Genomic DNA, 20936 nt, shown 5'->3' on the forward strand with positions numbered 1-20936 from the left:
CGCACCTCGCCCAAAGGCCACGACCCCCGCCACCCGCCTGCCCCAACCACCACCACTGCCCGAGCCAGGAGCCAGGATGGTCTCGCCCGCCTCCGAAGAGGACACCCGCAAGGTTCAGACCGCGGTCATCGGTCAGGCCGAGTCGGACTGGCCGGTGTTCCTGCCGTACGACCACGACCACTTCGACCGGTTCATGCGGAGCCGGACCCGCGACGACTTCTACTGCGGCGTTCTGCTCGGCGGCTGCGGCAAGAAGCTGACTCCGAAGCGGTACACGGAGAAGAAGTGCCACTTCGCGCATCGGCCGCCCGTGCACTGCCGCCGCACGGAGACCGGTGAGGCCAGCGCCGACCACCTCTACATCGGGCAGGCGCTGCGGCGCTGGCTGCTGCGGCAGGGACACCAGGACGCCGAGGGCACCTATCTGGACCCTGGCTTGGTCCACGGTGGAGCCGTCGAGGTCCGCTTCGGCCAGGGCCGGTCCCGGCTCATCCGGGTCCAGTTGGCCCGCCTCTCCCTTCGCGATTGGCAGGAGACCCGCGAACGCCTCGCCGACCGGCACACCCACGTCCACTGGGCGTACGGACCCTACTGCGGGCTCTCGCACAACGAGGTGGACGCCGCCGGGCATGCCATCCGCATCTCGTGCCGCACCGAGGGCGAGACCCGCGCGGTGTACGTCGGCACGCAGTACTCGGACAACAGCCTCGCGTGGTCGGCCCTCACCGAGTGCCGCCTGTCTAACGAGGGGATCATCACGCCCCGCCTCGACGCCGAACCGCCCGCGAGCAGCACACCCGTTCCCGCTTCTAGGTCCGTGGCCTTCCCGCTGGCTCCTGGCACCATCGCCTTCACCGCGGCGACCGAACTCCCGGCGCCACACCCTGACCCGGACGGCACCCCCGTACGCCTCTACGAGGCCGACCTCCAGCCGATCGGCTCGACCGTAGTCCGGGCCCGGATCACCCTGCCGCACGCCCACCCGCGCCTCCCCCTCACCAACTGCACGTCATCTACTCCTCAGCCCACCTGCTGCCGCTCACCGAAGCGTCCACCTCCGAGCCTGCATGGCTCATACGCGCCGACGGCGCCTCGCCCTACCCAGCAGACCGACACCCGCTGGCCGGACCTATGCCCCGCATCTCAGCCATCCGAGTCATCCCCACCAACCCCCACGACGACCGAACTCCCCACCTCAACACCCCGTACGCTCCCCCTCGGTGAGGCCGAGACGCTCCGCGTCTTCCGCTCAAAGCTCGAACTCGTCGCCCGCGCCCGGGGCATCGTCAACTGGGAGACACTGGTTAGCCACGCGGGAGCGACACCTGCCGACATCACACCAGAGGAACGCGTTCGCCTGCTCATCGCGGTGGACCACCCCAGAGCCGACGGCAAGCCCGTGCTCTCTGCACTGGTCAACCCAGCCCTTGCCCCGGACGCGCCCGCCCCGTACTTCGCCGACGTCCTCGCCGGCCTCGGCTGGAGATCCGACCTGTCCGAGGCGAAGGTGGTGGAAATTTGGGAGCGCCAGCGAAGGACCGCCTACGCCCTCGCCGAGTCGACACTCGCACGACAACAGCCCTCAGCCGGACTGTTGGAAGCGAGGGCCGGTAGCGCCCCTGGGCTGAACGAGGCGCGGCTCGTGGCCCGGTGTGAGCACCTGGAATTCGTTGCGAAAGGACAGGGCGTCATCAAGTGGTCGACCTTGCTCAAGAAGCAGCACATCTTGCCGTCCACGTTGTCCGATGACGACCGCGTTCGGCTGCTGGCCGCAGTCGACAGGTCCTACGTTCCCGGACGCCGGATGTTGTCGGCCCTGGTAAAGGTGGACGGGCAGACCCCAGGTCCGGCCCCGTTCTTCGGCGACGTGCTGACGGAGTTGGGCTGGACCCCCGACGCTGCCACCCCGACCGTGGAGGCAGCATGGCGGGCCGCCGTGGACCGTGCCTACGCACGGGGCGCACAAGCCGTAACCGTGACCCCAACCGCTCCAGCCGAGGAGGACCGCGTGCGCTGGGGCAAGCTCGGAACCACCAAGGCAGCCGTAGTCGTAGCCGTTCGGCGGGCACTGATCGACGCCGCCCGGCGTCAGGTCTGCGTGGGCTGGCACACGCTCGCCGCTGCCGCCGGACTCAAGCCGAAGGACCTCACCGACCGGGCCAGGGAAGCGATCCTCGTATCGGTCGACAGCCCGCCCACCTACGGGGTGTTGCTTTCCTCCCTCGTGGTCGCCTCAGAACACACGCCTGTGCCGTACTTCGACGCCATCCTCAAGCGGCTCGGACGTCCCCACGGCCTGCGCCCCATCGAACTGGGCCAGCTCCGAAAGACGGAGCAGGCCCGAGCGTTCGCGGCCTACAGCGCTGCCGCCGACACCGCCGATGACCCGAAGGAAAGAACATGAGACCGAACCGTCGTCGCGTCGCCATCGGCATAGCCGCCACCGCAGCCGTCGTCACCCTGTCCGGCGCGGCAGGAGCAGTCGCCGGCGCCTACTTCGTCGCGACTGGCCCGACCGGCGCGCGGGGCCCGGCGGGACCGGAAGGAGCACGGGGACCGCTAGGGCCTCAGGGTGAGCAGGGGCTGCAAGGTGAGCGCGGCCCCAAGGGTGACCGGGGAGAGCCCGGCGCAACCGCTGAACCAGCCACCCTCGGCATACCGGACGCCAGCACAACGGGCCCCGATCTCTCCGGTGGCCTGCTCATCAGCTCCGGCACGTGCCCGGTAGGAACCTCTCAGTGGGACACCATCTACGTGGGCCGCAACTCCGTCCTCGGGTCACCGGGCGACGTCGATATGCGCGCGATGACGCTCTGCAAGATCCTCTGAGCGCCACCGCGCATGCCGCTCTACTCAAGCCCCCGCCGCGAACCCCACGAACCGCGACCAGCCGTCCCGGCGGATGGTGAAGTGGGGGCGGGTCACGTCCTTGGAGTCCCTTACGTGAATGACCTGTTCGGTGACGGCGACCTCGACGCAGTCGTCGCCCTGAGTGCCGCTGTAGCTGGACTTGAACCAGGCGAGTTCCGTCATGCTCATAGCTCTCCTCGCAGTCGCTCCAGCAGACCCCGTGAGTCTTTGGGGTGCAGGGCCTGCGACCGCAGTGTGTCATAGCACTGGCAGAGCAGGCTCACCTCTTTCGCGTCGGTGATCAGACGGCCGTTCTGCTGGCCCTCCGAATAGGCAATCCGTCGACGCTCTGGGGTTTCCAGCAAGCGCACGGGACCGTCGAGGCAGGCGTGATACTCGGCGTCCAACGGCATGATCTGAAACGTCACGTTCCTGGGGGCAGTGACTGCCAGCACATGATCCAGCAAGTCTCGCATCACCTCCGCACCCCCAAGCCGCCGCCGTAAGACGTGCTCCTCCACGATGAAGCTGAACGGGACGTTGGGCCGCTCAGTGAGCATCCGTTGCCGCTCCAGTCGAGCGACGACCTGCGCCTCCAACTGCTGATCGGAAAGCGGGGGAATGCTGTTGTCGAACACCGCCCGCACGTACCCCTCCGACTGCAACAACCCCGGTACCAACCGGCACTCATACGTACACAGGCTCACCGCCACCCGCTCCAGCCGAGCCCACTGCCGGAACCAAGCCGCCAGCCCCGCCTCCCCCCGAGTCAGGAACCTGGCCGAGTGCCGCAACGCCCCCGTGTTGCCCAGCGCCTCCTCCGCCCGCTCGACGAAGGACGCATCCGGCATCCGCCTCCCCAACTCCACCGACTCCACCGTGTGCTTGGAGAAACGGACGATCTCACCGAACTCCACCCGGCTCAACCCCGCGTGCTCGCGCAGCGCCTGCACGACCGCCCCGAACGTCCGCAGGCTGTCCGACGGGTCCGGTTCCCGTACGCACTCCGCTCCCGCCGCCGTTTCGACGTTGTCGGTCGTCATTCGAGGCCCACCTCCAGGTCCACACGTGCCAAACCCCGCATCGACACCTCAGCGTGGCCAACTCGAATTCGTACTGTCCACCGAACGTGTCCGTACGCTGACTCACCGTACGGATCCAGCCCGCGTCAGCCCGCGCCCTCCACATGGGGGCGGGCCAAGCGGCGCAGCGGGGACGTCTTGTCCCACACGTGCCAGCGCGCGCCGCACACCGGGTCGGTCTCGTAGGTCACCTCCGCCGGGAAGCCGTCGGCATTGATCCGCTGGGCAGGCGGACCGGCCACCACCCTGTCGCAGCGGGGCAGTAGTTCGGCGCGCGCATGGGGGACGTCGTCCTGGCCGGAAGACCACTCGCGCAGTGGGCGAGATGGTCGGTAGGTGGCTGTTCCGGCCGTACCCGACGGCCCGGTTGGCCGAGCCGCAAGGTTGGCGTTGCCGCACCGGGCTCAGTGGCGGCTGACCGACGTACCGTCCAGGGAATGCGCCCGTACCCTCACGCAGCGTACGGGCCCTTCCCCTGGCGTGCGCCCCCGCGTGCCCCCCACGGTGGCTCTCATGAACGTGACCACGCCCCATGCATCCACCGCCGTCAGGACTTTCGCGCAGCAGCTGTCCTCCACCCGTCGCGGCGCAAGGCTCGCCCGGTTGCTCGCGGCTGCGGAGTTGCGGGCCTGGCAGGTGTCACCGTCCGTGGGCGAACGCGCGGAGCAGATCGTGGCGGAGCTGGCGGCCAACGCGGCGCTGCACGGCCGGGTTCAGGGCCGCGACTTCCGCCTGGCGCTCCGGCTCGACCCTGCGGCCGGCCTGCTGCGGATCGCGGTCACCGATGCTCGGGGTGACCACATCCCATCAGCCGTCGCGGACTTCGGGACACGGCCCGACAGTGAGACAGGCCGTGGCCTCCTCCTCGTCACTGCCCTGGCCGACCGCTGGGACACGGAACCGTACCCGCCGGGCGGCAAGACCGTCTGGGCGGAAATCGAGCTCTCCACCGCCCAGGGGTCCCGGCGGATGCATGGAGTCGACTGACGTCGGCGCGGGCGTCGCGGACGCACGCGGCGTGCGGCCCATGCGGCGCCTGCGGCTGGACAGTGCCGGGCGCCCGGACTCGCCCAACGGGTTCCCGGCCCCGCCTCTGAGTCGTCCCTACGTGCAGGGAATGTGCGGGCCGCGTGATAGAGCGGCGAGAACCGCGAAAAGCTCGGCGAACTTTGGGTGCCATTCGCCACAGCAGCCGTGCAAAGCGCGAGGCCTAGGAGTCGCGGTATGGCCCGCTGAATACGGCCGTCTGCGACGGTCGGGCACGTTGGAGTGTGTTGCCGCACGCCGACATCCGTGAGGAACTGCTCTGCACCTTCTGCTCTATGATCGTTGAAAAGTTGATCTCATCGCGCCTGCAACCAGTTCCGAAGACTCGTGGCAACCGTGGACGTCCCCACGTTCGCGAGGCTCGCGGTGGTGACACGGCTCAAGGAAGGCGAAGAGCATGGCCCTCGGACTGCTCCGGCGTCGGCGTTCCCGTACCGCTCTCGGTGCCGCGCCGGGCCTCTCGGTACCCCTGCCGGCCGGCGCGGGCGCATACGCCTGCGAGGTCGTCGATCCCATGGGGCAACCTCTGGGGGGTGCCGAGGTCACGGTGACGGCGCTGGACAGCCACCGCGTCGTCACCTGCGGCACCACCGACCCGTACGGCCTGTTCATGGTGACCCTGCCGCCGGGCTCCTACAGCGTGATGGCCGCGGCGGAGGGTCTCACACCCGCCCGCGAGCCCGTCGACATCGCCGCCGGAGTCGTCCTCGCTCCGGCACGCATCGCGCTGCTTCCCGCCCGCCAGCTGGAGCTCCCACCGCCCGGCACCTGGTTGTTCGACCCGCCGCACACCGCGATCCGGTTCATCGCCAAGCACGTGGGCATGGCGCACGTTCACGGCCGCTTCACCCGTTTTGACGGCGGCATCCGCATCGCACCGGAGATGGCCGACTCCCAGGTCTCGGTACGCATCGACGCCTCCAGCATCACCACGGGCAACAAGACCCGTGACAACCACTTGCGTTCCGCGGACTTCCTCGCCGTCGAGCGTCATCCGTACATCGACTTCACCAGCACCCGATTCGTCTACCGCGGCGGCTCCAAGTGGACGCTGCACGGCACGCTCACCATGCATGGCATCAGCCGCTCCGTGGGCCTGGACACGACGTACCTCGGTACGGTGAACGGCGGCTACGAGCAGGAACTGCGGTGCGCGGCACTGGCGAAGGCGGAGCTGCACCGCGAGGACTTCACCCTCAACTGGCGCTCGATGCTGGCCCGCGGCATCGCGGTCGTCGGGCCGACCGTACAGCTGGAGCTGGATGTCCAGGCGATGTACCGCACCCCCGAGACTCCCACGCCCCCGGAGTAGGCGAAAGGCCGGCTCTCCGCGCTCCACCCACCTGGGGAGGCCGGTCTCCCGTGCTCCGGACTAGCCCGACACAGGTGCCTTCCAGCGGTAGCCCTCGGCCGCCTCGTCGTAGGGGAGCAGCGACGGCTCCAGCTCCGCACGCACCAGGCCGGCGTCAGCCACGGGAAGCGTCAGCGACGCGCGCCGCATGCGGACGCTCCACGTGGCCGGGTCGGGGAAGACCGACAGCCGCGGGACCAGGTCGCGCAGGACCAGTCCCTCGCGGAAGCCGGCCAGGCCGGACACCTCCAGGCGGCAGCCCTCGGTAAACGTCCGCTCCCCGAAGACGACCGGCTCGTCCAGGACCCGCACGGGACTGGCAACCACAGCCCGGCCGATGACACGTCCCAGGTCGCGCGTAGGGTTCCTGAAGCAGCCTCGCGTGGTGTAGAGGAAGACCTCGTCGCCCTCCTCCAGGGCACGGGCCGCCGTGGACCGCCCCACCGGGAACGCCATCCGCTGCTCGGTCACCACCCAGCTCAAGGCGGCACGGTCTCCGATGATCAGCAGGTGCGTGGACGGCATGCCGATCACGATAGCCGGAGGCGGGTCGCCGGGCGCGTCTGCGGCTGCACGCCGTCGTATCACGCGCGCTCACCTGGTGGTGCTGATCGCAGCCGGGGCCCCGGGCCGGGCGGAAGCCCGCACCGGCAGCCGTCTCGCAGACCGGTCCGCGCCGGCAGGACCGGCAGCGCCTCCGGCCTCACCCTCTGCACCGACCGGTGTTGCGCGGCATTCACCGTCGTGTGAACGGTGACTATCGACGGCCGGCGGCAAGCGCACGGAGGCGGTCGCCGATGACGGAGACGCCAGGGCTGGGCTCGTTCGCGTAGTACCAGGGCTTGCGTCGGCGCAGCAGCGCCTCGCCGTGCTCGTTCCAGGTGAATCCGGGCTTCCGCAGCAGCTTTCGGAACACGGTGTCGGCTGTCTCCGGGTGAGCGGCAGCCAGCCGGCGGATCGGCAGCGGCCCGATCGACTCTTCGCGCAGGTACGTGCGCAGCAGGTCCTGGTACTGCCTGCGGCCCGCGAGCGCCGGGTCTGCGAAGAGGTCTCGCAGCTTTCCGTAGTCCGCGTAGAAGTTGAGCCCGTCGACCTGGTCGTAGATGACGCCGATGGTGTCCGAGTCCGCCAGTTCTCCCGGTAGCTCGAAGAAGGGCAGGTCCAGGCCGGGTAGCCGCCTGCCTCGGGCGCGGTCGGGCTGTCCGGCGACGGCGGCCTCTTGGCGGTGGCGGTAGTAGGCGTTGAGGAGGTCCTCGGCTTCGGCAGGCGGAAGGGCCAGTTCGTCGCCGCCGCAGAACTCGACGAACGCCGCCCGGTCCTCCCGCATCGCCTGCCACCCCTGCTCGACCTTCCGGGGGTTGCGGAAGACCAGTTCGGGTCGGCTGGTGGCCAGTTGGAGAGCGGCCTGGGCGATCTCGGTCGCGCTGGACTGGGGGTAACTCGACATCGCCCCGGACACCAGCCACGCCTCGCCGGCCGAGTGGACGGGTACCAGGCAGGTGTGGAGGAAGCCACCCTTGGACACTCCGCGGAACGCCGCCCGCCCCACGTTCGAGTACGTGCGGTACTCCAGGTCGTCGACCAGGTTCAGCAGAACGACGGCATCCTTTTCCTTGCGCTGGATCTCGAAGATGCCCTCGACCGGGTCACGCCAGCCGAGCAGCATCTCCCGGTCGACCGCGGTCAAGTCCTTCCGTCCGCCGACGAACCGGTCCACCACCGTCGAACCGTCCGGCAGGCGGTACCGCAGGAGGAAGTGGTCGACGATCCGGATCGCCTCGCCCTCGTCCAGCTGCCGCTCGGGCCCTGCGGCCTCCAGCAGGAGGGGCGTCAACCACCGGTCGAAGCGGGAGCTCTGCCCGAAGGCGACCAGCTGCCCTTTCAACTCGGCACTGCGCTCGATGAGGTCGGTCAGCGAACGTTCGCCGCCTTCCTGATGCGTGCCTTGTTCGGCGTCAGCCACGTTCAGTCCTTTCACACAACGGGTTCCGTGTGGGTGCGACATACCCGGCCTGAACCGGCCCAGTGACGGTACGCCTCGATCCACTGCGCACCGACGGGTTGCGCACCCGAACGCCGATCAACCTGTGCGCGCCCCGGCAGTAAAGGCGGCCCATGGCGTGGTGGGCACGGTGATCGTCGGCACCCGTGCCCGTGGCCCCCCGACCTCCATGCGACGGTCAGGCGCCCGCCTCGACGGTCTCGATCTCGCAGCGGGCCGCACCACTCCTGCGGATCCTTGCGTCACAAGTGAGCAGCGGCACCCCTAGGGCTTCGGCCAGGGCGACGTACTGTGCGTCATAGGCGGACACATTGCTCGAGAGGCTCTTGACGCGCTCCCACAAAATCAGCGTTTCGTGCCGGTCGATCATCAGGTCGCGGTACGTGGCCAGGGCCTTGCGGAGTTGGGTCTCGTTCAGCTTCGGTTCGCCACCGCGCCTACCGCGCGCCAGGCCGAGCAGGGCGGACATGATCTCGTAGTCGATCAGGTGGGGCGCGGCGATCCGGTCCTCCTTCGCGATCCGCTCACGGACCCGACGCCCGGTCGGCCCCGCGTCGGTCAGGAAGAAGACCAGTGCGGAGCAGTCAGCGACGATCAACGGCCTGACCTCGCGTCGTCGATCGCTCCGAGTACGTCCGAGGAGCTCAGGTCCGCAGCTGCCTCGGCTTCGGCACGGGCGGCGGCCTCGGCCAGCGTGGGCCTGGCTGCCTCACCGACCAGCAGATCCAGCGCGTAGGCCTGGAGAGACTTGCCCATCTGTGCAGCGCGGGCCTTCAGTATGGCGAGCGTGTCGTCCGGGACATCGCGGATCGTCAAAGCGGTCATGCAGGCATTTTAGCTGCATTGCCTGCATAACGCAGCTCAGCCGGTGCAGGTCGTGGATGCCCTCCGCAGAGCTTCCGGGTCTGCCTCCCTTGAAGCCTCATTGTCAGAGGAGGGCCCTATCGTTCTCGGTGGATCTTCTGCGCGGTGTGGGGGGAGTGGTGACCATGGCCGACGACGGCCTGCCGTACCCGGAGTTCTATCTGCGGCTGCCGAACGGCGGGCCGGTCGCCCAGGGGCGCCCTACCCATGAGGTGGGCGACAACGGGAGCCGCAGTTTCGTCGTAGACGCCGGCCAGCCCGTGCGGCCTGACGTCGTGCCGTCGTTCGCCGCCCGCGCGGCGGCCGCCCATCGGCAGCGCGAGGAGCTGATTCGGCAGGGGCGGATAGGGCCGTCGGAGAAGTGGCCCGGTTGGCTGGAGACGACGGAAACGATCACATTCGGTTCCCCGTCGAGGGCCGCAGCGGTGCTGACGGGCCGCAATCCGAACGGCTGGGTCGACTGGAAGGCCGAGGACGGCCGGCCCCTCGCCGACTTCATGCCCGGTACGTGGCCCGGCCCGAACCGCCCGTGGCTCGTGCGCGGCTCCAACGTGAGCGGGCTGGACCTCGTCCAGCGGCTGTGGCTGCCCGAGGGGCGGGTCACCCTTGCCGCGTCGCGGCTGCGGCAGGGTGTCGAGCAGGGCATCAGCAAGGACCAGCTGCGCGCACTGGTCCAGGAGGATTACGAGTCCACGGCCACCTACAGCCAGAAGCAGCAGCTGGTGGAGGAGTTCCACGCGTTTCTGTCACGCATGAAGCCCGGCGACACGGTCTGCGCCATCTCCGGTGGCCGGCTGTATATCGGCGAGATCACCGGTGAGGCGGAGCAGACGGAGTCCGAGGACCGGCGGTCCAATCTGCGGCGTCCCGTGGAGTGGCAGCCCGAAGGCCACCCGTACGACGAACTGCCCGAGGAACTGCAGCAGAGGCTGTCCGTCCAGCACGACGTCGTCGACCTTTCGTCCGTCCAGGCCCTCGTCGAAGGGCTGGGCCTGAGCGATCAGGAGCTGGCCGAGGAAGCCGAGGCCGTAGAACGCGATCCGAGTATCGAGATCGCCGCGCTCACCGCCCGTCGCGAGCTCGAACTGCCCGAGCCGACGGAAGAGCTGGCCGCCGAACTCCTCGTGCACGACGTGGGATGGCTGGGCGAGATCCGGGATCTGTTGTGGGACGACCGGCAGCTGGTGCTGTACGGGCCGCCGGGCACCGGAAAGACGTACCTCGCGTTGAAGCTCGCGGAGTTCCTGGGCGGCGGCCCCGAGCAGGTCAAGCTCGTGCAGTTCCATCCCTCTTACTCCTACGAGGACTTCTTCGAGGGCTTCCGGCCGCAGGAGGACCCGGAGACCCGGGAGGTCGCCTTCCGGCTCACCGCCGGGCCGCTGCGCGAACTCGCCGACCTCGCCTCCCGCGAGGGCAACCGGCACATCCCGCACTTCCTGATCATCGACGAGATCAACCGCGCCAACCTGGCGAAGGTCTTCGGCGAGCTGTACTTCCTGCTGGAGTACCGGAACAAGTCGGTGCGCCTGACCTACTCCAGTGACGACTTCGCGCTGCCGCCGAACCTGTTCGTGATCGGCACCATGAACACCGCCGACCGGTCCATCGCGCTCGTCGACGCGGCCATGCGCCGTCGTTTCGCGTTCGTCGAGCTGTCGCCCCGCACGGAGCCGACGAGCGGGTTGCTGCGCCGCTGGCTGGTGAGGGAGGGCAGGGACACCGAGCCCGCTGATCTGCTCGACGCGCTCAACTCACGTATCGACGACCCCGACTTCCACATCGGGCCCTCGTACCTGATGAAGAAGGGGGTCTATCGGGAGGGGGGCCTCGAGCGCACCTGGCGGACCAAGATCCTGCCGCTCCTGGAGGAGCATCACTACGGCGAGGGCGTGGACGTCGAGAAGCGGTACGGGCTGGCCGCACTGCGGGAGTCGCTCGGGTGACGTCAGTCATCGAGATCGTCGAGCACGCGCCGGCGGTCGGCGTAGCCCTGCCGGACGCGGTCGGCCGCGCGCTGGCCGCCGCAGGCGTCCTTGAGGCGGCGCCCGATCCATACGCTCCGGGACGCTGGTCGTTGCGGGCCGGAAGCAAGGTGGGCGCGGTGGCCGTCGGCGTGCCAGGTGCGGACGAGACGTTCACCGTGCGAATCATCCCCAAGACTCCCATCACCCGGCTCTTCTTCCTCCTCGGCTACAGCCTCGACCCGAAGGGTCCTTGGCGAGACGGCGAAGTCGAAGTGGCCGAGCACCGCGATCTGCTGCCCGCGCTCGCCCACGCCGTGGAACGGCAGGTGGACCAGGCTCTGCGCCGAGGTCTGTTGCAGGGGTACCGGGCCACGGAGGAGTCCGCCCTCGTTGTCCGAGGCCGGGTCCGTGAGGCCGAGCAGATCCGCCGTCGCTTCGGTGCCACATTGCCGGTGGAGGTGACGTACGACGAGTTCACCACCGACATCGCGGAGAACCGTCTTCTGCGGGCGGCTGTCGAGCGTCTGCTGCGGTTGCCCGGCGTACCGCGCGACGTGCGCCGCAGGCTGCTGCACCAGCGGGCACGGCTGGCCGACGTGGCCGTCGTCGTGCGCGGACAGCCTCTGCCCGACTGGCGGCTCACGCGTCTCAACGCCCGCTATCACACGGCCCTGAGTCTCGCGCGTGTCGTGCTGGAGAACGCGTCCGCGGAACATGCCTGCGGCGGGCTCCGCATCGACGGGTTCCTCTTCGACATGAACAAGCTCTTCGAGGACTTCGTGACGGTCGCGCTGCGGGAAACCCTGACCGGCTCAGGGCGGGCCGCGCGTCTTCAGGATGCGCACTACCTCGACGAGGCCGCCGCGGTCCGTATGCGTCCCGACTTCGTCCTGTACGGAGCGGACGGCGCTCCGGCCGCCGTGGTGGACGCCAAGTACAAGGCGGAGAAGCGCGGCGGCTTCCCCGAGGCCGACCTTTACCAGATGCTGGCCTATTGCACGGCGCTCGGGCTGCCGGAGGGCCACCTGGTGTATGCAAAGGGCAACGCCTCTTACGACGCGCACCGCGTGCGGCACGCCGGCATCCTCATCCACCAGCACGCACTCGACCTGGACCAGCAGCCCGCCGGGCTGCTCGCGGACATCGCCGCAGTGGCCCGGCATATGGTTCCCGACCTGCGCGTATGATCGGCGCGGAGGGGTCCTTTCTGGGGTGGGAGAGCGTCACGTGCCACAGCTCGCGTTCGCCAGCAGTTTCTGGGAGAGCTACGACGTCCTGGACAAGCACGTCAAAGCAGGCGTGCGCAAGGCCATGGAGAAGTTCCAGCGGCTGACCGTAGCCGATTTGTACGCGGACAAGGGGCTGCACCTGGAGTCCGTCGACAAGGCGCGCGATCCGCGGATGCGCACCATCCGCATCAACGCCTTCTGGCGGGGTGTCGTGCTGGCTCCCGACGACGGCAGCGGTGTCTTCCTGCTGGTCAATGTCGTGCCGCACGATGACGCCTACACCTGGGCGGCCAAGCGGCTGTATACCACCAACTCCGCCACCCGAGGCCTCGAGGTGCGCAACGTCGTCGCCATCGAGCAGCTGACGCCGGCTCTGGAGAAGGCGGCCGCGACGGCCGACTCGCTGCTGTTCGCCGAGTACTCGGACACCGTGCTGCGCGAACTGGGCATCGACGACCAGGTGCTCCGAGCGGTGCGCACCATCGTCGACAAGCCGCAGTTGCAGGCCTTCGAGACGCTCCTGCCCGAGGACCAGTGCGAGGTTCTCCAGTACCTCGCCGAGGGATTCAAGCCCGAGGACGTGTACCGGGACGTGGTCGCCGTGCGCCGCCCCCTCGACGCGGGACCCGGACCCGAGGAGAGCCTGGCCGTCGCCATCGCCAACACGGCAAGCCGTATCACGCTGGTCACCGGCCCGGAGGAGCTCGCGGACGTCCTGGAGAAGCCGTTCGCGGCCTGGCGGATCTTCCTGCATCCCTCGCAGCGCCGGGTCGCCTACCGCGTGTCGTACGGCGGCCCGGTCCAGGTGACCGGTGGGCCGGGCACGGGGAAGACGGTCGCGGCTCTGCATCGCGTCAAGCATCTCCTCGCGCGCTCGGCCGACGCCCGGGTGCTGCTGACCACGTACACCAATGCCCTTGCTGCCTCACTGCGCGAGAACCTGTCCGTGCTGCTGGACGGTGACCCGTCACTGCTGGACCGAGTCGATGTGACGACGGTCAACGCCTACGCGCACGCCGTCGTCGCCCGCCACGACGGCAAGGTTCTCTCCCCCGTCAACGACCGTGACGAACGGCAGCTGTGGCAGAAGGTGGCGAAGCAGCTCCGGCTGCCCTGGACCGACCAGTTCCTGGCGCAGGAGTACCGGCACGTGATCCTCGCCCAGGACCTGCGCACCCTGGACTCCTATCGCGCCGCGTCCCGGCGTGGCCGCGGCAGCGCGCTGTCGCCCGCCAGGCGAGAGGAACTCTGGTCGTCCGTCGAGCTGTTCGAGTCCCTGCTGCTTGAGCGGAAGGCCACCACACATCTCAGAGTCTGCGCGCGTGCCGCCGACCTCCTCGCAGCCTCGTCGCCGACACACGACCACATCGTGGTCGACGAGGCACAGGACCTGCACCCCGCTCAGTGGAGGGTGCTGCGTCGCGCGGTGGCGCCCGGCAGCGACGATCTGTTCATCACGGGCGACCCGCACCAGCGGATCTATGACTCGAAGGTCTCGCTCGGTTCCCTGGGCATACCGGTGACCGGCCGGACCCACCGGCTGAGGGTCAACTACCGCAGTACAGAGGAGATCCTGGCCTGGTCGACTCGCATACTCACCCCCGTCTCCGTGGAGGATCTCGGCGGTGAGGGTAATGACACCCTGGCGGGCTACCGCTCGCTTCTGCACGGGCGCAGACCGCATGTTGACGGACACGGTTCGGAGCAGGCAGAAGTGGCGTCGCTCGTCGAACGCGTCCAGGAGTGGATCGCCCAGGGCGTACGGCCGGCCGAGATCGGTGTCTGCGCCCGTTTCAATGTGCTTCTGGACAAGGCCCACGACAAGCTGGTCGCTGCCGGCGTCCCGGTGGCCAGGGTCAAGGATCATCCGGGGCCGGACGTGGAGGGGGTACGGCTGGCCACCATGCACGCCATGAAGGGATTGGAATTCCGCTGCGTGGTTGTCCTCGGGGTAACGGCGAGTGCGGTGCCGTTCGCGCGCGAGGTCACGCCGACCACTGTGGACGCGCTTCAGCACGAGTCGGACCTGCTGCGCGAACGCTGTCTGCTGTTCGTGGCGTGCACGCGTGCGCGGGAGGCACTGGCGGTGTCCTGGAGCGGGGCGGTCAGTCCATTCGTGCCGCAGGAGAACTGATTCGGTGAGCGCAGTGGCGTGGCACCCCTCACTCGCTGGGGGCCAGTGCTCCGTTGCCCAGGCCGTCCCGCGCCACATGGGATGCCTGCTTGCTCAGCTCGGCAACGCGCCGGGCCAGTTCCTCGAACTCCTGGAGTGCTCGAAAAGCCGCTCCGTACCGGCGCTGTTCGGTGATGTCCATCTGCGGGATCCGGGCACCCTTGCCGTCAAGGCGAAACGTTCCGCTGTCACTCGTGGACCTGCGTGTATTCGCCGAACTACGCAGAAACCCCTGGAGAAAGTCGGTGTCGAGCTGGTCGCTGACCGAGACCGGGTCAGGATCGCCGTACTGGACCAGTCCGGCGCGTGCAAGGTCGGCGACACTGACGGACGGCCCGTCCAGCACACTCGCGCTCGCTCCCGCGGTCAGCGCGGGTAGCAGCTCAGTCAATAGCCGCACCCGCGCCGTCAGCTCCTGTTTCAACGATTGGTACTCCGCCGCGTAGTCGCGGTGCGACTCGGCGACACGGCGCCCTGGGGTGAGGTCCACGGCATCGTCGAGCAATTCGATCAGCGAGACCTCCGCCACCTGGTCGGGCTGTGCTTCCAGTGAGCCGTCCGGGTCGTTCGCTGTCAGATCGACCATACGGACGCTGGTGGCCGCGTCGCCGAGAGCGGGCGGGCGTCGCAGCTGCCAAAGGTGCACAGGGAGCGCGTGCGATGCGGCGACGCCCGGCGGAAGAGCGATGATCTGCGTCAGGATCCCTCGCCGTACGAGTTCGGCGCGGATGCGGCGGCCTGCCTTACGGTAGGCGACTGAGGCGGGCATGACCATGATCACCCGGCCGCCGGGCGCTGTATGCGCATAGGCGTGTTGCAGCCAGGCGAGCTCACTTTCGGCGCGTGAGGGTGTCCCGAGCTCCCATCGCGAGTCGAGAAGCAGGTCCTCACGCCCCCAGTCGGTGACACCGACTGGGGGATCGCTGACGACGAGATCGGCCCTCAGTTCTGCCCACTGGTCGCACCGCAGGGAGTCTCCGGCGACGACGTGCGCATCTGCGCGATGCGTGAGGTCGGCCCGCAATTGGGCGATTCGCGCGCTGCGTTCGTCGGACTCCTGGCCGCATCGCCTTGGGCCCTGCCCTGGTCCGATGGCGAGCAGCAAGGTGCCGATGCCGCACGCCGGGTCGAAGATGGTGGCGTCGGGCGCCACCTCACCGGCGAAGTGCCGCACGGCCCGGACGATGCGCGGGGAGGTGACCTGATCCGATCCGGCCCGGCGCACGGAGTCGGTGAAGCGCTCCGCGAGGGCGTTCACCACCTCGCCCTCGGATTCACTCTCAGCCAGGGATCGCGCCAACCGCACTGCATCCGCAGGCAACGCGGCGGGCGCATCTCCTGTGGCGTTCGCGAGTAGCTGCGCCACATCGGCGATGCCGCCGAGCATGTCGTCACCATAGGCTCCGCGCAGCGTCTGCCACAGCTGGACCTCCAGCGAGACTTCCTGGCCCTTGCGCTGCTTGTCCAGCCAGGCCTGCACCTCGGCCAGGTCGTAGAGCGGGCTGTGCACCCCACCGCCGGCGGGCACAGGAAAATCGTCGTACCGCCGCCTCCAGTTGGAGACCGCGGCACGAGTGACGCCTGCTATCCGGGCGATTTCGGAACCGGTGACCAGAGAACCGACCGGTGCCGCGGGTTTGTCTGCCATGGCCGCCACCGTACACAGCAGCGTATCCGATCCTCAACGAAGCATATCGTTGACGTCGTTAACAGCTAAACCACATGGTCGCCCCGACAGACGGACGCGTGGAGTCCACAACGTCCTGCCGGCCGGTGGACGCGGGCTCCCCCACCCTGCGTCCACCGGCCGGCTGGGCCCGGCTCAGGCGGCCCGGAGACATTGGGCTCGGGCGGCCCGGCGGTGGCGGGTCACGCCGCTCGCCGTGTCTGCCCCCGGTGGACGCGGACGATTTCCGCGTATCGGTGTCCGCTGCCCTTGATCGTGCGTGCCTGGGTGCGGTAGTCGACGTGGACGAGGCCGAAGCGCTTGTCGTAGCCGTACGCCCACTCGAAGTTGTCCAGGAGGGGCCAGGCGAAGTAGCCGGCCAGGGGGCCCTTGCGGGTGGCCGAGGCGCAGGCGGCGAGGCGCGCCTCCAGGTAGTCCTGGCGCTCGGGGTCGTCGATACTGCCGTCGGGGCGGATCACGTCCGGGAAGGCGGAGCCGTTCTCTGTGACGTAGCTCTTCCGGGCGCCGTACTTCTCGGTGAGCCGGAGCAGCAGCGTCTCGATGCCGCTCGCGTCGATCTCTCAGTCCATGCCGGTGCGCGGGACGCCCTCGCGGCGCACGGAGCGGACGCGCGGGGCCGGGCCGGCGGGGTCGTCGGCGACGTACGCCGGGAAGTAATAGTTCAGGCCCAGCCAGTCCAGCGGCGCGGCGATCGTCTCCAGGTCACCCTGGACAACAGGGAGTTCGACGCCGTAGGTCTCGACCATGTCGGCGGGGAAGCCACGGCCGTGCACCGGGTCGAGCCACCAGCGGTTGACGTGCCCGTCGTGGCGGTGAGCCGCCGCCCGGTCCTGGGGGCGGTCCGTGGCGGCGAACACCGTGGAGAGGTTGTTGACGATGCCGACCTCGGCGCCGGGGGCGGCGCGGACCGCCTGCGTGGCGAGGCCGTGTCCGAGGAGCAGGTGGTAAGAGGCGCGTACGGCGGCGGTCAGGTCGGTCCGGCCGGGGGCCATCTTGCCTTCCAGGTGGCCGATCCAGGCCGAGCAGGAGGGCTCGTTGAGGGTCGTCCAGTGGCGGCAGCGCGGACAGCGGACTGACACGGCTCAACGGGAGGCCATCGGATACCTAGGAGAGTGGTACGCCTACCACTGGCTGTGCGCGCATTACCCCGACAGCATGGACGAGACCAGCTGGGTGTCGACGAATCGCCGCAAGGCTTTCCCCGGCTCATCCGGCGACGACGGCTTCGGCTACGACTTCCGGATCGGCTCCGGCCGGCGCCCTACATGTTCGAAGTAAAGGCGACCCAGAGCGAGGGCGGGCGCTTCGAGTTGGGAAAACGCGGACGCTACCGGGAGGAAGGCGGCGCGCTGCGCTTCTCGTACCGGCTGTGAGTCCCACGGTCCCGATGGCGTACACGTCCTCCAACCGGGCCTGAGCCACGACGCAACAGAGGGTGTCACTGTGCGGGCTCATATCGACGCCGAGAAGGCCGTCGCACAGGCGATCACTGTGCGGATTCTGTCGAGCGACTCGTCCAGTTCGTTGCTCAGGCAAAGCAGTTTTGCGAGCTGGAGCGAACGAACCGTAGGTTCGGGCTGGGCCTGATTGCGCCCCGCAACTTGGCTCCGGACGCTCGAGCGCGAAGAGTCCGAGGACAGTGGTGCCCATGGCGGACGCCGCACTCCGTCGGAGCCCGCTCCGTGCGGAATCCCCGTAGGGATGGTTCCCGACGGGGATTCGCCGTATCACCAGCTATCACACAGGTCTCACCAACTGTGCGGACTCACCCGGACTGTGGGGCCCTGACCTGGCATTACGCGCCTGCCCTGGATCAGCTGGACGCCCCTGGACGGTCGTTACGACCTGTGCCATGTGGTACCCAGTGAGGGACCCAAGATCAGGACAGGTGCGTCTTCTGGCCCGTCAAAGCGGTATTGCAGGGTGTTCGGTGATGTCTCGCTCACCCGTCCGACCCTCTCATCTCTCACGAAATCTCACATCGCCGGGTCGAACCTAGCGGCTCTTGTCCCTCTCGCCGCGACAGGCCCGGCATTGCCGGAAGCCCCGAGAATCCAGGTACGTGTTCTCCGGCCTGTACTCGTGACCGTGCCTCCTGGTGGTCGTCGGCTTCAGCACGGGCGTCAGGGGGACCGTAGGATCTTGGCTGCCGCGACGGCCGCATGTCACACATACGTTCGGGCGATGACGGGGTCATTCGGGCATGATGGGATGGCACCTTTTCCGGAGGGAGTGGGGATGGCGGAGAGTCCGGCACAGGGGCGGAAGGGCGTCCCGGCGGCACCCCAGCTGCGGCTGGACGAGCTGCTGGAGGGCCTGCAGGCCCAGGTGGAGCAGGTCCGCGCGACCCGGGACCGCGTACACACGCTGCTGGACGCGGTCCTCTCCATAGGCACCGAGCTGGATCTCGACGTGGTGCTGCGCCGGATCACCGAGTCCGCCGTCACCCTGGTGGACGCCCGGTACGGGGCCCTGGGAGTGCTCGGCGAAGAGGGGAAGATCCGGCAGTTCATCACGGTCGGCGTGGATGAGAGCACCATCGAGGCGATCGGTCACTATCCCGAGGGCAAGGGCATCCTCGGGCTGCTGATCCGCGAACCGGAGCCGCTGCGCCTGTCCGCCCTGGGCCGTCATCCCGACTCGGTGGGCTTCCCCGAGGGGCATCCGCCGATGACCACGTTCCTCGGGGCGCCGGTGCGCGTGCGCGACCAGGTCTTCGGCAACCTTTACCTGACCGACAAGCGGGGCGGGGCGGAGTTCGACGACGATGACGAGGCGGTGCTGCGCACGCTCGCGGCGGCGGCCGGCGTCGCGATCGACAACGCCCGCCTGTACGAGGACTCCCGGCGCCGCGAGCAGTGGCTGGCGGCGAGCAGCGAACTGACCCGCAGCCTGCTGTCGGGCACCGACCCGGACCGGGTCCTGCACCAGATCGCCGCCACCGTCAGGGCACTGTCGGGCGCCGATCTGGTGACACTGGCGGTACCGCTCGACGGCGGCGACGAACTGGTGATCGAGGCTGCCGAGGGTGAAGGCGCCGAGCTGGTGCGCGGGCTGGTCCTGCCGACGGCCACGCTGGCCGCGAAGGTCTACCAGTCCAACGAGCGGATCACGAGCACTGCCCTGTCAGAGGAGCCACAGGCCGGGGGCGGCTCCGCGGCCAAGATCGACCTGGGGCCGGGATTCCTGCTCCCGCTGGGCGGTGGCGAGGACGTGCGCGGGGTTCTGCAGGTCGCCAACCTGGCCGGCGGCACGGAGTTCTCCGAGGCCACCATGAGCATGATCAGCGGGTTCGCCGACCAGGCCGCACTCGCGCTGGAGATCGCCGAGCACCGGCGCGAGGCCGAGCACCTCATGGTCCTGTCCGATCGCGACCGCATCGCCCGCGACCTGCACGATCTGGCCATCCAGCGGCTGTTCGCCTCCGGGCTGACGCTGAACTCGGTACTGGGCCGCATCGCCGATCGACCCCAGGTGGCCGAGCGTGTGCAGCGGGTCGTCGACGACCTCGACGACACCATCAAGACCGTGCGCGGCACGATCTACGCACTGCGCGAGCGCGACCGTGCCGACGGCCGCGGCGGTCTGCGCGGGAAACTGCTGGCCGAGACCGACCAGGCGGCCGCCGTACTCGGCTTCACTCCCGCCCTGCGCATGACCGGCCTGCTGGACACCGACGTCCCCGCCGGCCACGCCGAGCACCTGCTGGCGGTGGTGCGCGAGACGCTATCGAACGCCGCCCGGCACGCACACGCCACCTCCGTCGAGGTCACCGCCGAGACGGACGGCAGTCGGCTCCACCTGCGCGTCGCCGACAACGGCAGGGGCATCGATCCGGCCGTCACCCGCCGCAGCGGCCTGGACAACCTCCGCCTGCGCGCCACCGACCTGGGCGGCAGCTTCACCCTCACGCCGAACGAGCCCACCGGCACCATCGTGGAATGGACGGTGCCCCTCCCCGCACAGGACGAAGCCTGAGCCCCATGGTGGGGCAGTCAGGGCGCTGGGGCCGGCGTCTTCGGAGTCGAAGCCGACCAATGGGGCAGTCCGGTCGGCCGATGTACGGCGCACGGGCGGCCCACCGCCGGGTCTGTCCGGCGGTGGGCCGTGAGGGAGCGGTCAGGCAGCCGGCGCGGCCACCACGGCGTACACGGCCAGTACCGCGGCGGTGATCAGGAACGGGGTCGCCATGGTGTTCGCGTCCACCAGCTTCACCGTGGTCAGCGCGCTGATCGCGGTGCCGCCCATGCCCGCGCCGAAGACGCCGATGGCAAGTCCGCGCCGCTCGGGCGGGAACCAGGCGCTGACGAGCGGCACACCGACGGCGAACGCGGTGCCGCCGATGCCGAGGAAGAAGCCGCCGATCAGGAGGGCGGTGAGGGAGGAGTGTCCGGCCAGACCGAGGTAGAGCACCGGCACGATGGTGGCCGCCGACACGATCGGGAACATGACCCGGCCGCCGTACCGGTCGGTCAGGGCGCCGGCTGGGATCCGGCCCAGCGAGCCGACCACCACCGGCACCGCGACCAGCAGCGACTGCTCGAAGGAGGTCAGGTCGAGGCTGTCCTTGAAGCGGGGTCCGAGCGGGCTGAGCAGTGCCCACGCCCAGAAGTTGACGGCGAAACCGATCGTGGTCAGGGCCAGCATCAGCCATGCCTGGCCGGTCACCGGAGCACCTGACGGTGAG

Annotated in this window: 16 protein-coding genes and 2 pseudogenes; 8 read left to right on the forward strand and 10 right to left on the reverse strand. The window is 69.1% G+C overall.

All coding sequences use genetic code 11. From position 1 onward, the window contains the following. The first annotated feature begins 76 nt into the window (after positions 1 to 76). Positions 77 to 2404, forward strand: coding sequence for a competence protein CoiA family protein (locus tag StrepF001_RS30175; protein WP_129801376.1), 2328 nt, complete (start codon positions 77 to 79; stop codon positions 2402 to 2404). Beyond that, entirely contained in the window at positions 2401 to 2829 is a 429-nt protein-coding gene (locus StrepF001_RS49655) for a collagen-like protein (protein ID WP_129801377.1), read from the forward strand. The genes StrepF001_RS30175 and StrepF001_RS49655 overlap by 4 nt, the downstream gene beginning before the upstream one ends. A 24-nt stretch (positions 2830 to 2853) precedes the next feature. Here the strand turns inward: StrepF001_RS49655 and StrepF001_RS30185 are convergent, their stop codons facing one another. The 3 genes from StrepF001_RS30185 to StrepF001_RS45825 form a co-directional block, all read right to left on the reverse strand. Next, entirely contained in the window at positions 2854 to 3039 is a 186-nt protein-coding gene (locus tag StrepF001_RS30185) for a DUF397 domain-containing protein (protein WP_129801378.1), read from the reverse strand. Then, entirely contained in the window at positions 3036 to 3893 is an 858-nt protein-coding gene (locus tag StrepF001_RS30190) for a helix-turn-helix transcriptional regulator (protein ID WP_129801379.1), read from the reverse strand. Before StrepF001_RS30190 ends, StrepF001_RS30185 begins: the two co-directional genes overlap by 4 nt. 125 nt (positions 3894 to 4018) lie before the next feature. Then, a complete protein-coding gene (locus StrepF001_RS45825; RefSeq protein WP_165396414.1) occupies positions 4019 to 4174 on the reverse strand; it encodes a hypothetical protein in 156 nt (51 codons plus the stop codon). A 271-nt stretch (positions 4175 to 4445) separates the two neighbouring features. Here StrepF001_RS45825 and StrepF001_RS30195 point away from each other — a divergent pair, with 271 nt between their 5' ends. Together StrepF001_RS30195 and StrepF001_RS30200 are read left to right on the forward strand one after the other, a co-directional pair. Further along, a complete protein-coding gene (locus StrepF001_RS30195; protein ID WP_129801380.1) occupies positions 4446 to 4919 on the forward strand; it encodes an ATP-binding protein in 474 nt (157 codons plus the stop codon). Between the two features lie 457 nt (positions 4920 to 5376). Further along, positions 5377 to 6291, forward strand: a complete 915-nt coding sequence (locus tag StrepF001_RS30200) for a YceI family protein (protein WP_129801381.1) — start codon at positions 5377 to 5379, stop codon at positions 6289 to 6291. Positions 6292 to 6351: 60 nt separating this feature from the next. Here the strand turns inward: StrepF001_RS30200 and StrepF001_RS30205 are convergent, their stop codons facing one another. The 4 genes from StrepF001_RS30205 to StrepF001_RS30220 form a co-directional block, all read right to left on the reverse strand. Further along, entirely contained in the window at positions 6352 to 6855 is a 504-nt protein-coding gene (locus StrepF001_RS30205) for a hypothetical protein (RefSeq protein WP_129801382.1), read from the reverse strand. 232 nt (positions 6856 to 7087) lie between these two features. Continuing rightward, positions 7088 to 8293 (reverse strand): hypothetical protein, encoded by a 1206-nt coding sequence (locus StrepF001_RS30210; protein WP_129801383.1) that lies wholly within the window; start codon positions 8291 to 8293, stop codon positions 7088 to 7090. 217 nt (positions 8294 to 8510) lie between these two features. After that, the gene (locus StrepF001_RS30215) at positions 8511 to 8930 is read right to left on the reverse strand and encodes a type II toxin-antitoxin system VapC family toxin (RefSeq protein WP_129801384.1); all 420 of its coding nucleotides are present in this window, start codon (positions 8928 to 8930) and stop codon (positions 8511 to 8513) included. Then, complete coding sequence (locus tag StrepF001_RS30220) at positions 8927 to 9157, reverse strand: antitoxin (protein ID WP_129801385.1); 231 nt, start codon at positions 9155 to 9157, stop codon at positions 8927 to 8929. Before StrepF001_RS30220 ends, StrepF001_RS30215 begins: the two co-directional genes overlap by 4 nt. Before the next feature lie 164 nt (positions 9158 to 9321). Here StrepF001_RS30220 and StrepF001_RS30225 point away from each other — a divergent pair, with 164 nt between their 5' ends. The 3 genes from StrepF001_RS30225 to StrepF001_RS30235 are packed head-to-tail and all read left to right on the forward strand — an operon-like array spanning position 9322 to position 14523. Continuing rightward, entirely contained in the window at positions 9322 to 11139 is a 1818-nt protein-coding gene (locus tag StrepF001_RS30225; protein ID WP_129801386.1) for a DUF4357 domain-containing protein, read from the forward strand. Continuing rightward, positions 11136 to 12347, forward strand: coding sequence for a restriction endonuclease (locus tag StrepF001_RS30230; protein WP_129801387.1), 1212 nt, complete (start codon positions 11136 to 11138; stop codon positions 12345 to 12347). Before StrepF001_RS30225 ends, StrepF001_RS30230 begins: the two co-directional genes overlap by 4 nt. A gap of 40 nt (positions 12348 to 12387) precedes the next feature. After that, positions 12388 to 14523 carry a UvrD-helicase domain-containing protein gene (locus StrepF001_RS30235; RefSeq protein WP_129801388.1) on the forward strand — a complete coding sequence of 712 codons (2136 nt, stop codon included), beginning with the start codon at positions 12388 to 12390 and terminating at the stop codon, positions 14521 to 14523. A gap of 28 nt (positions 14524 to 14551) precedes the next feature. Here StrepF001_RS30235 and StrepF001_RS30240 read toward each other — a convergent pair whose 3' ends face one another. Both StrepF001_RS30240 and StrepF001_RS30245 read right to left on the reverse strand, forming a co-directional pair. Further along, on the reverse strand, positions 14552 to 16210 hold the full coding sequence (locus tag StrepF001_RS30240) for an N-6 DNA methylase (RefSeq protein WP_129801389.1): 1659 nt from the start codon (positions 16208 to 16210) through the stop codon (positions 14552 to 14554). A 221-nt stretch (positions 16211 to 16431) separates the two neighbouring features. Beyond that, a pseudogene (locus StrepF001_RS30245) lies at positions 16432 to 17301 on the reverse strand (family 1 glycosylhydrolase); the annotation flags it as partial. 1186 nt (positions 17302 to 18487) lie between these two features. On the opposite strand from StrepF001_RS30245, the gene StrepF001_RS30250 reads away from it, so the two are divergent. Further along, positions 18488 to 20227, forward strand: coding sequence for a GAF domain-containing protein (locus StrepF001_RS30250; RefSeq protein WP_165396415.1), 1740 nt, complete (start codon positions 18488 to 18490; stop codon positions 20225 to 20227). 153 nt (positions 20228 to 20380) lie between these two features. On the opposite strand, the pseudogene StrepF001_RS30255 reads toward StrepF001_RS30250, so the two are convergent. Continuing rightward, positions 20381 to 20896: pseudogene (locus StrepF001_RS30255) on the reverse strand (MFS transporter); the annotation flags it as partial. Positions 20897 to 20936 lie beyond the last annotated feature (40 nt).

It is taken from the genome of Streptomyces sp. F001 (genome assembly GCF_004187715.1).
Lineage (GTDB): Bacteria > Actinomycetota > Actinomycetes > Streptomycetales > Streptomycetaceae > Streptomyces > Streptomyces flavusporus.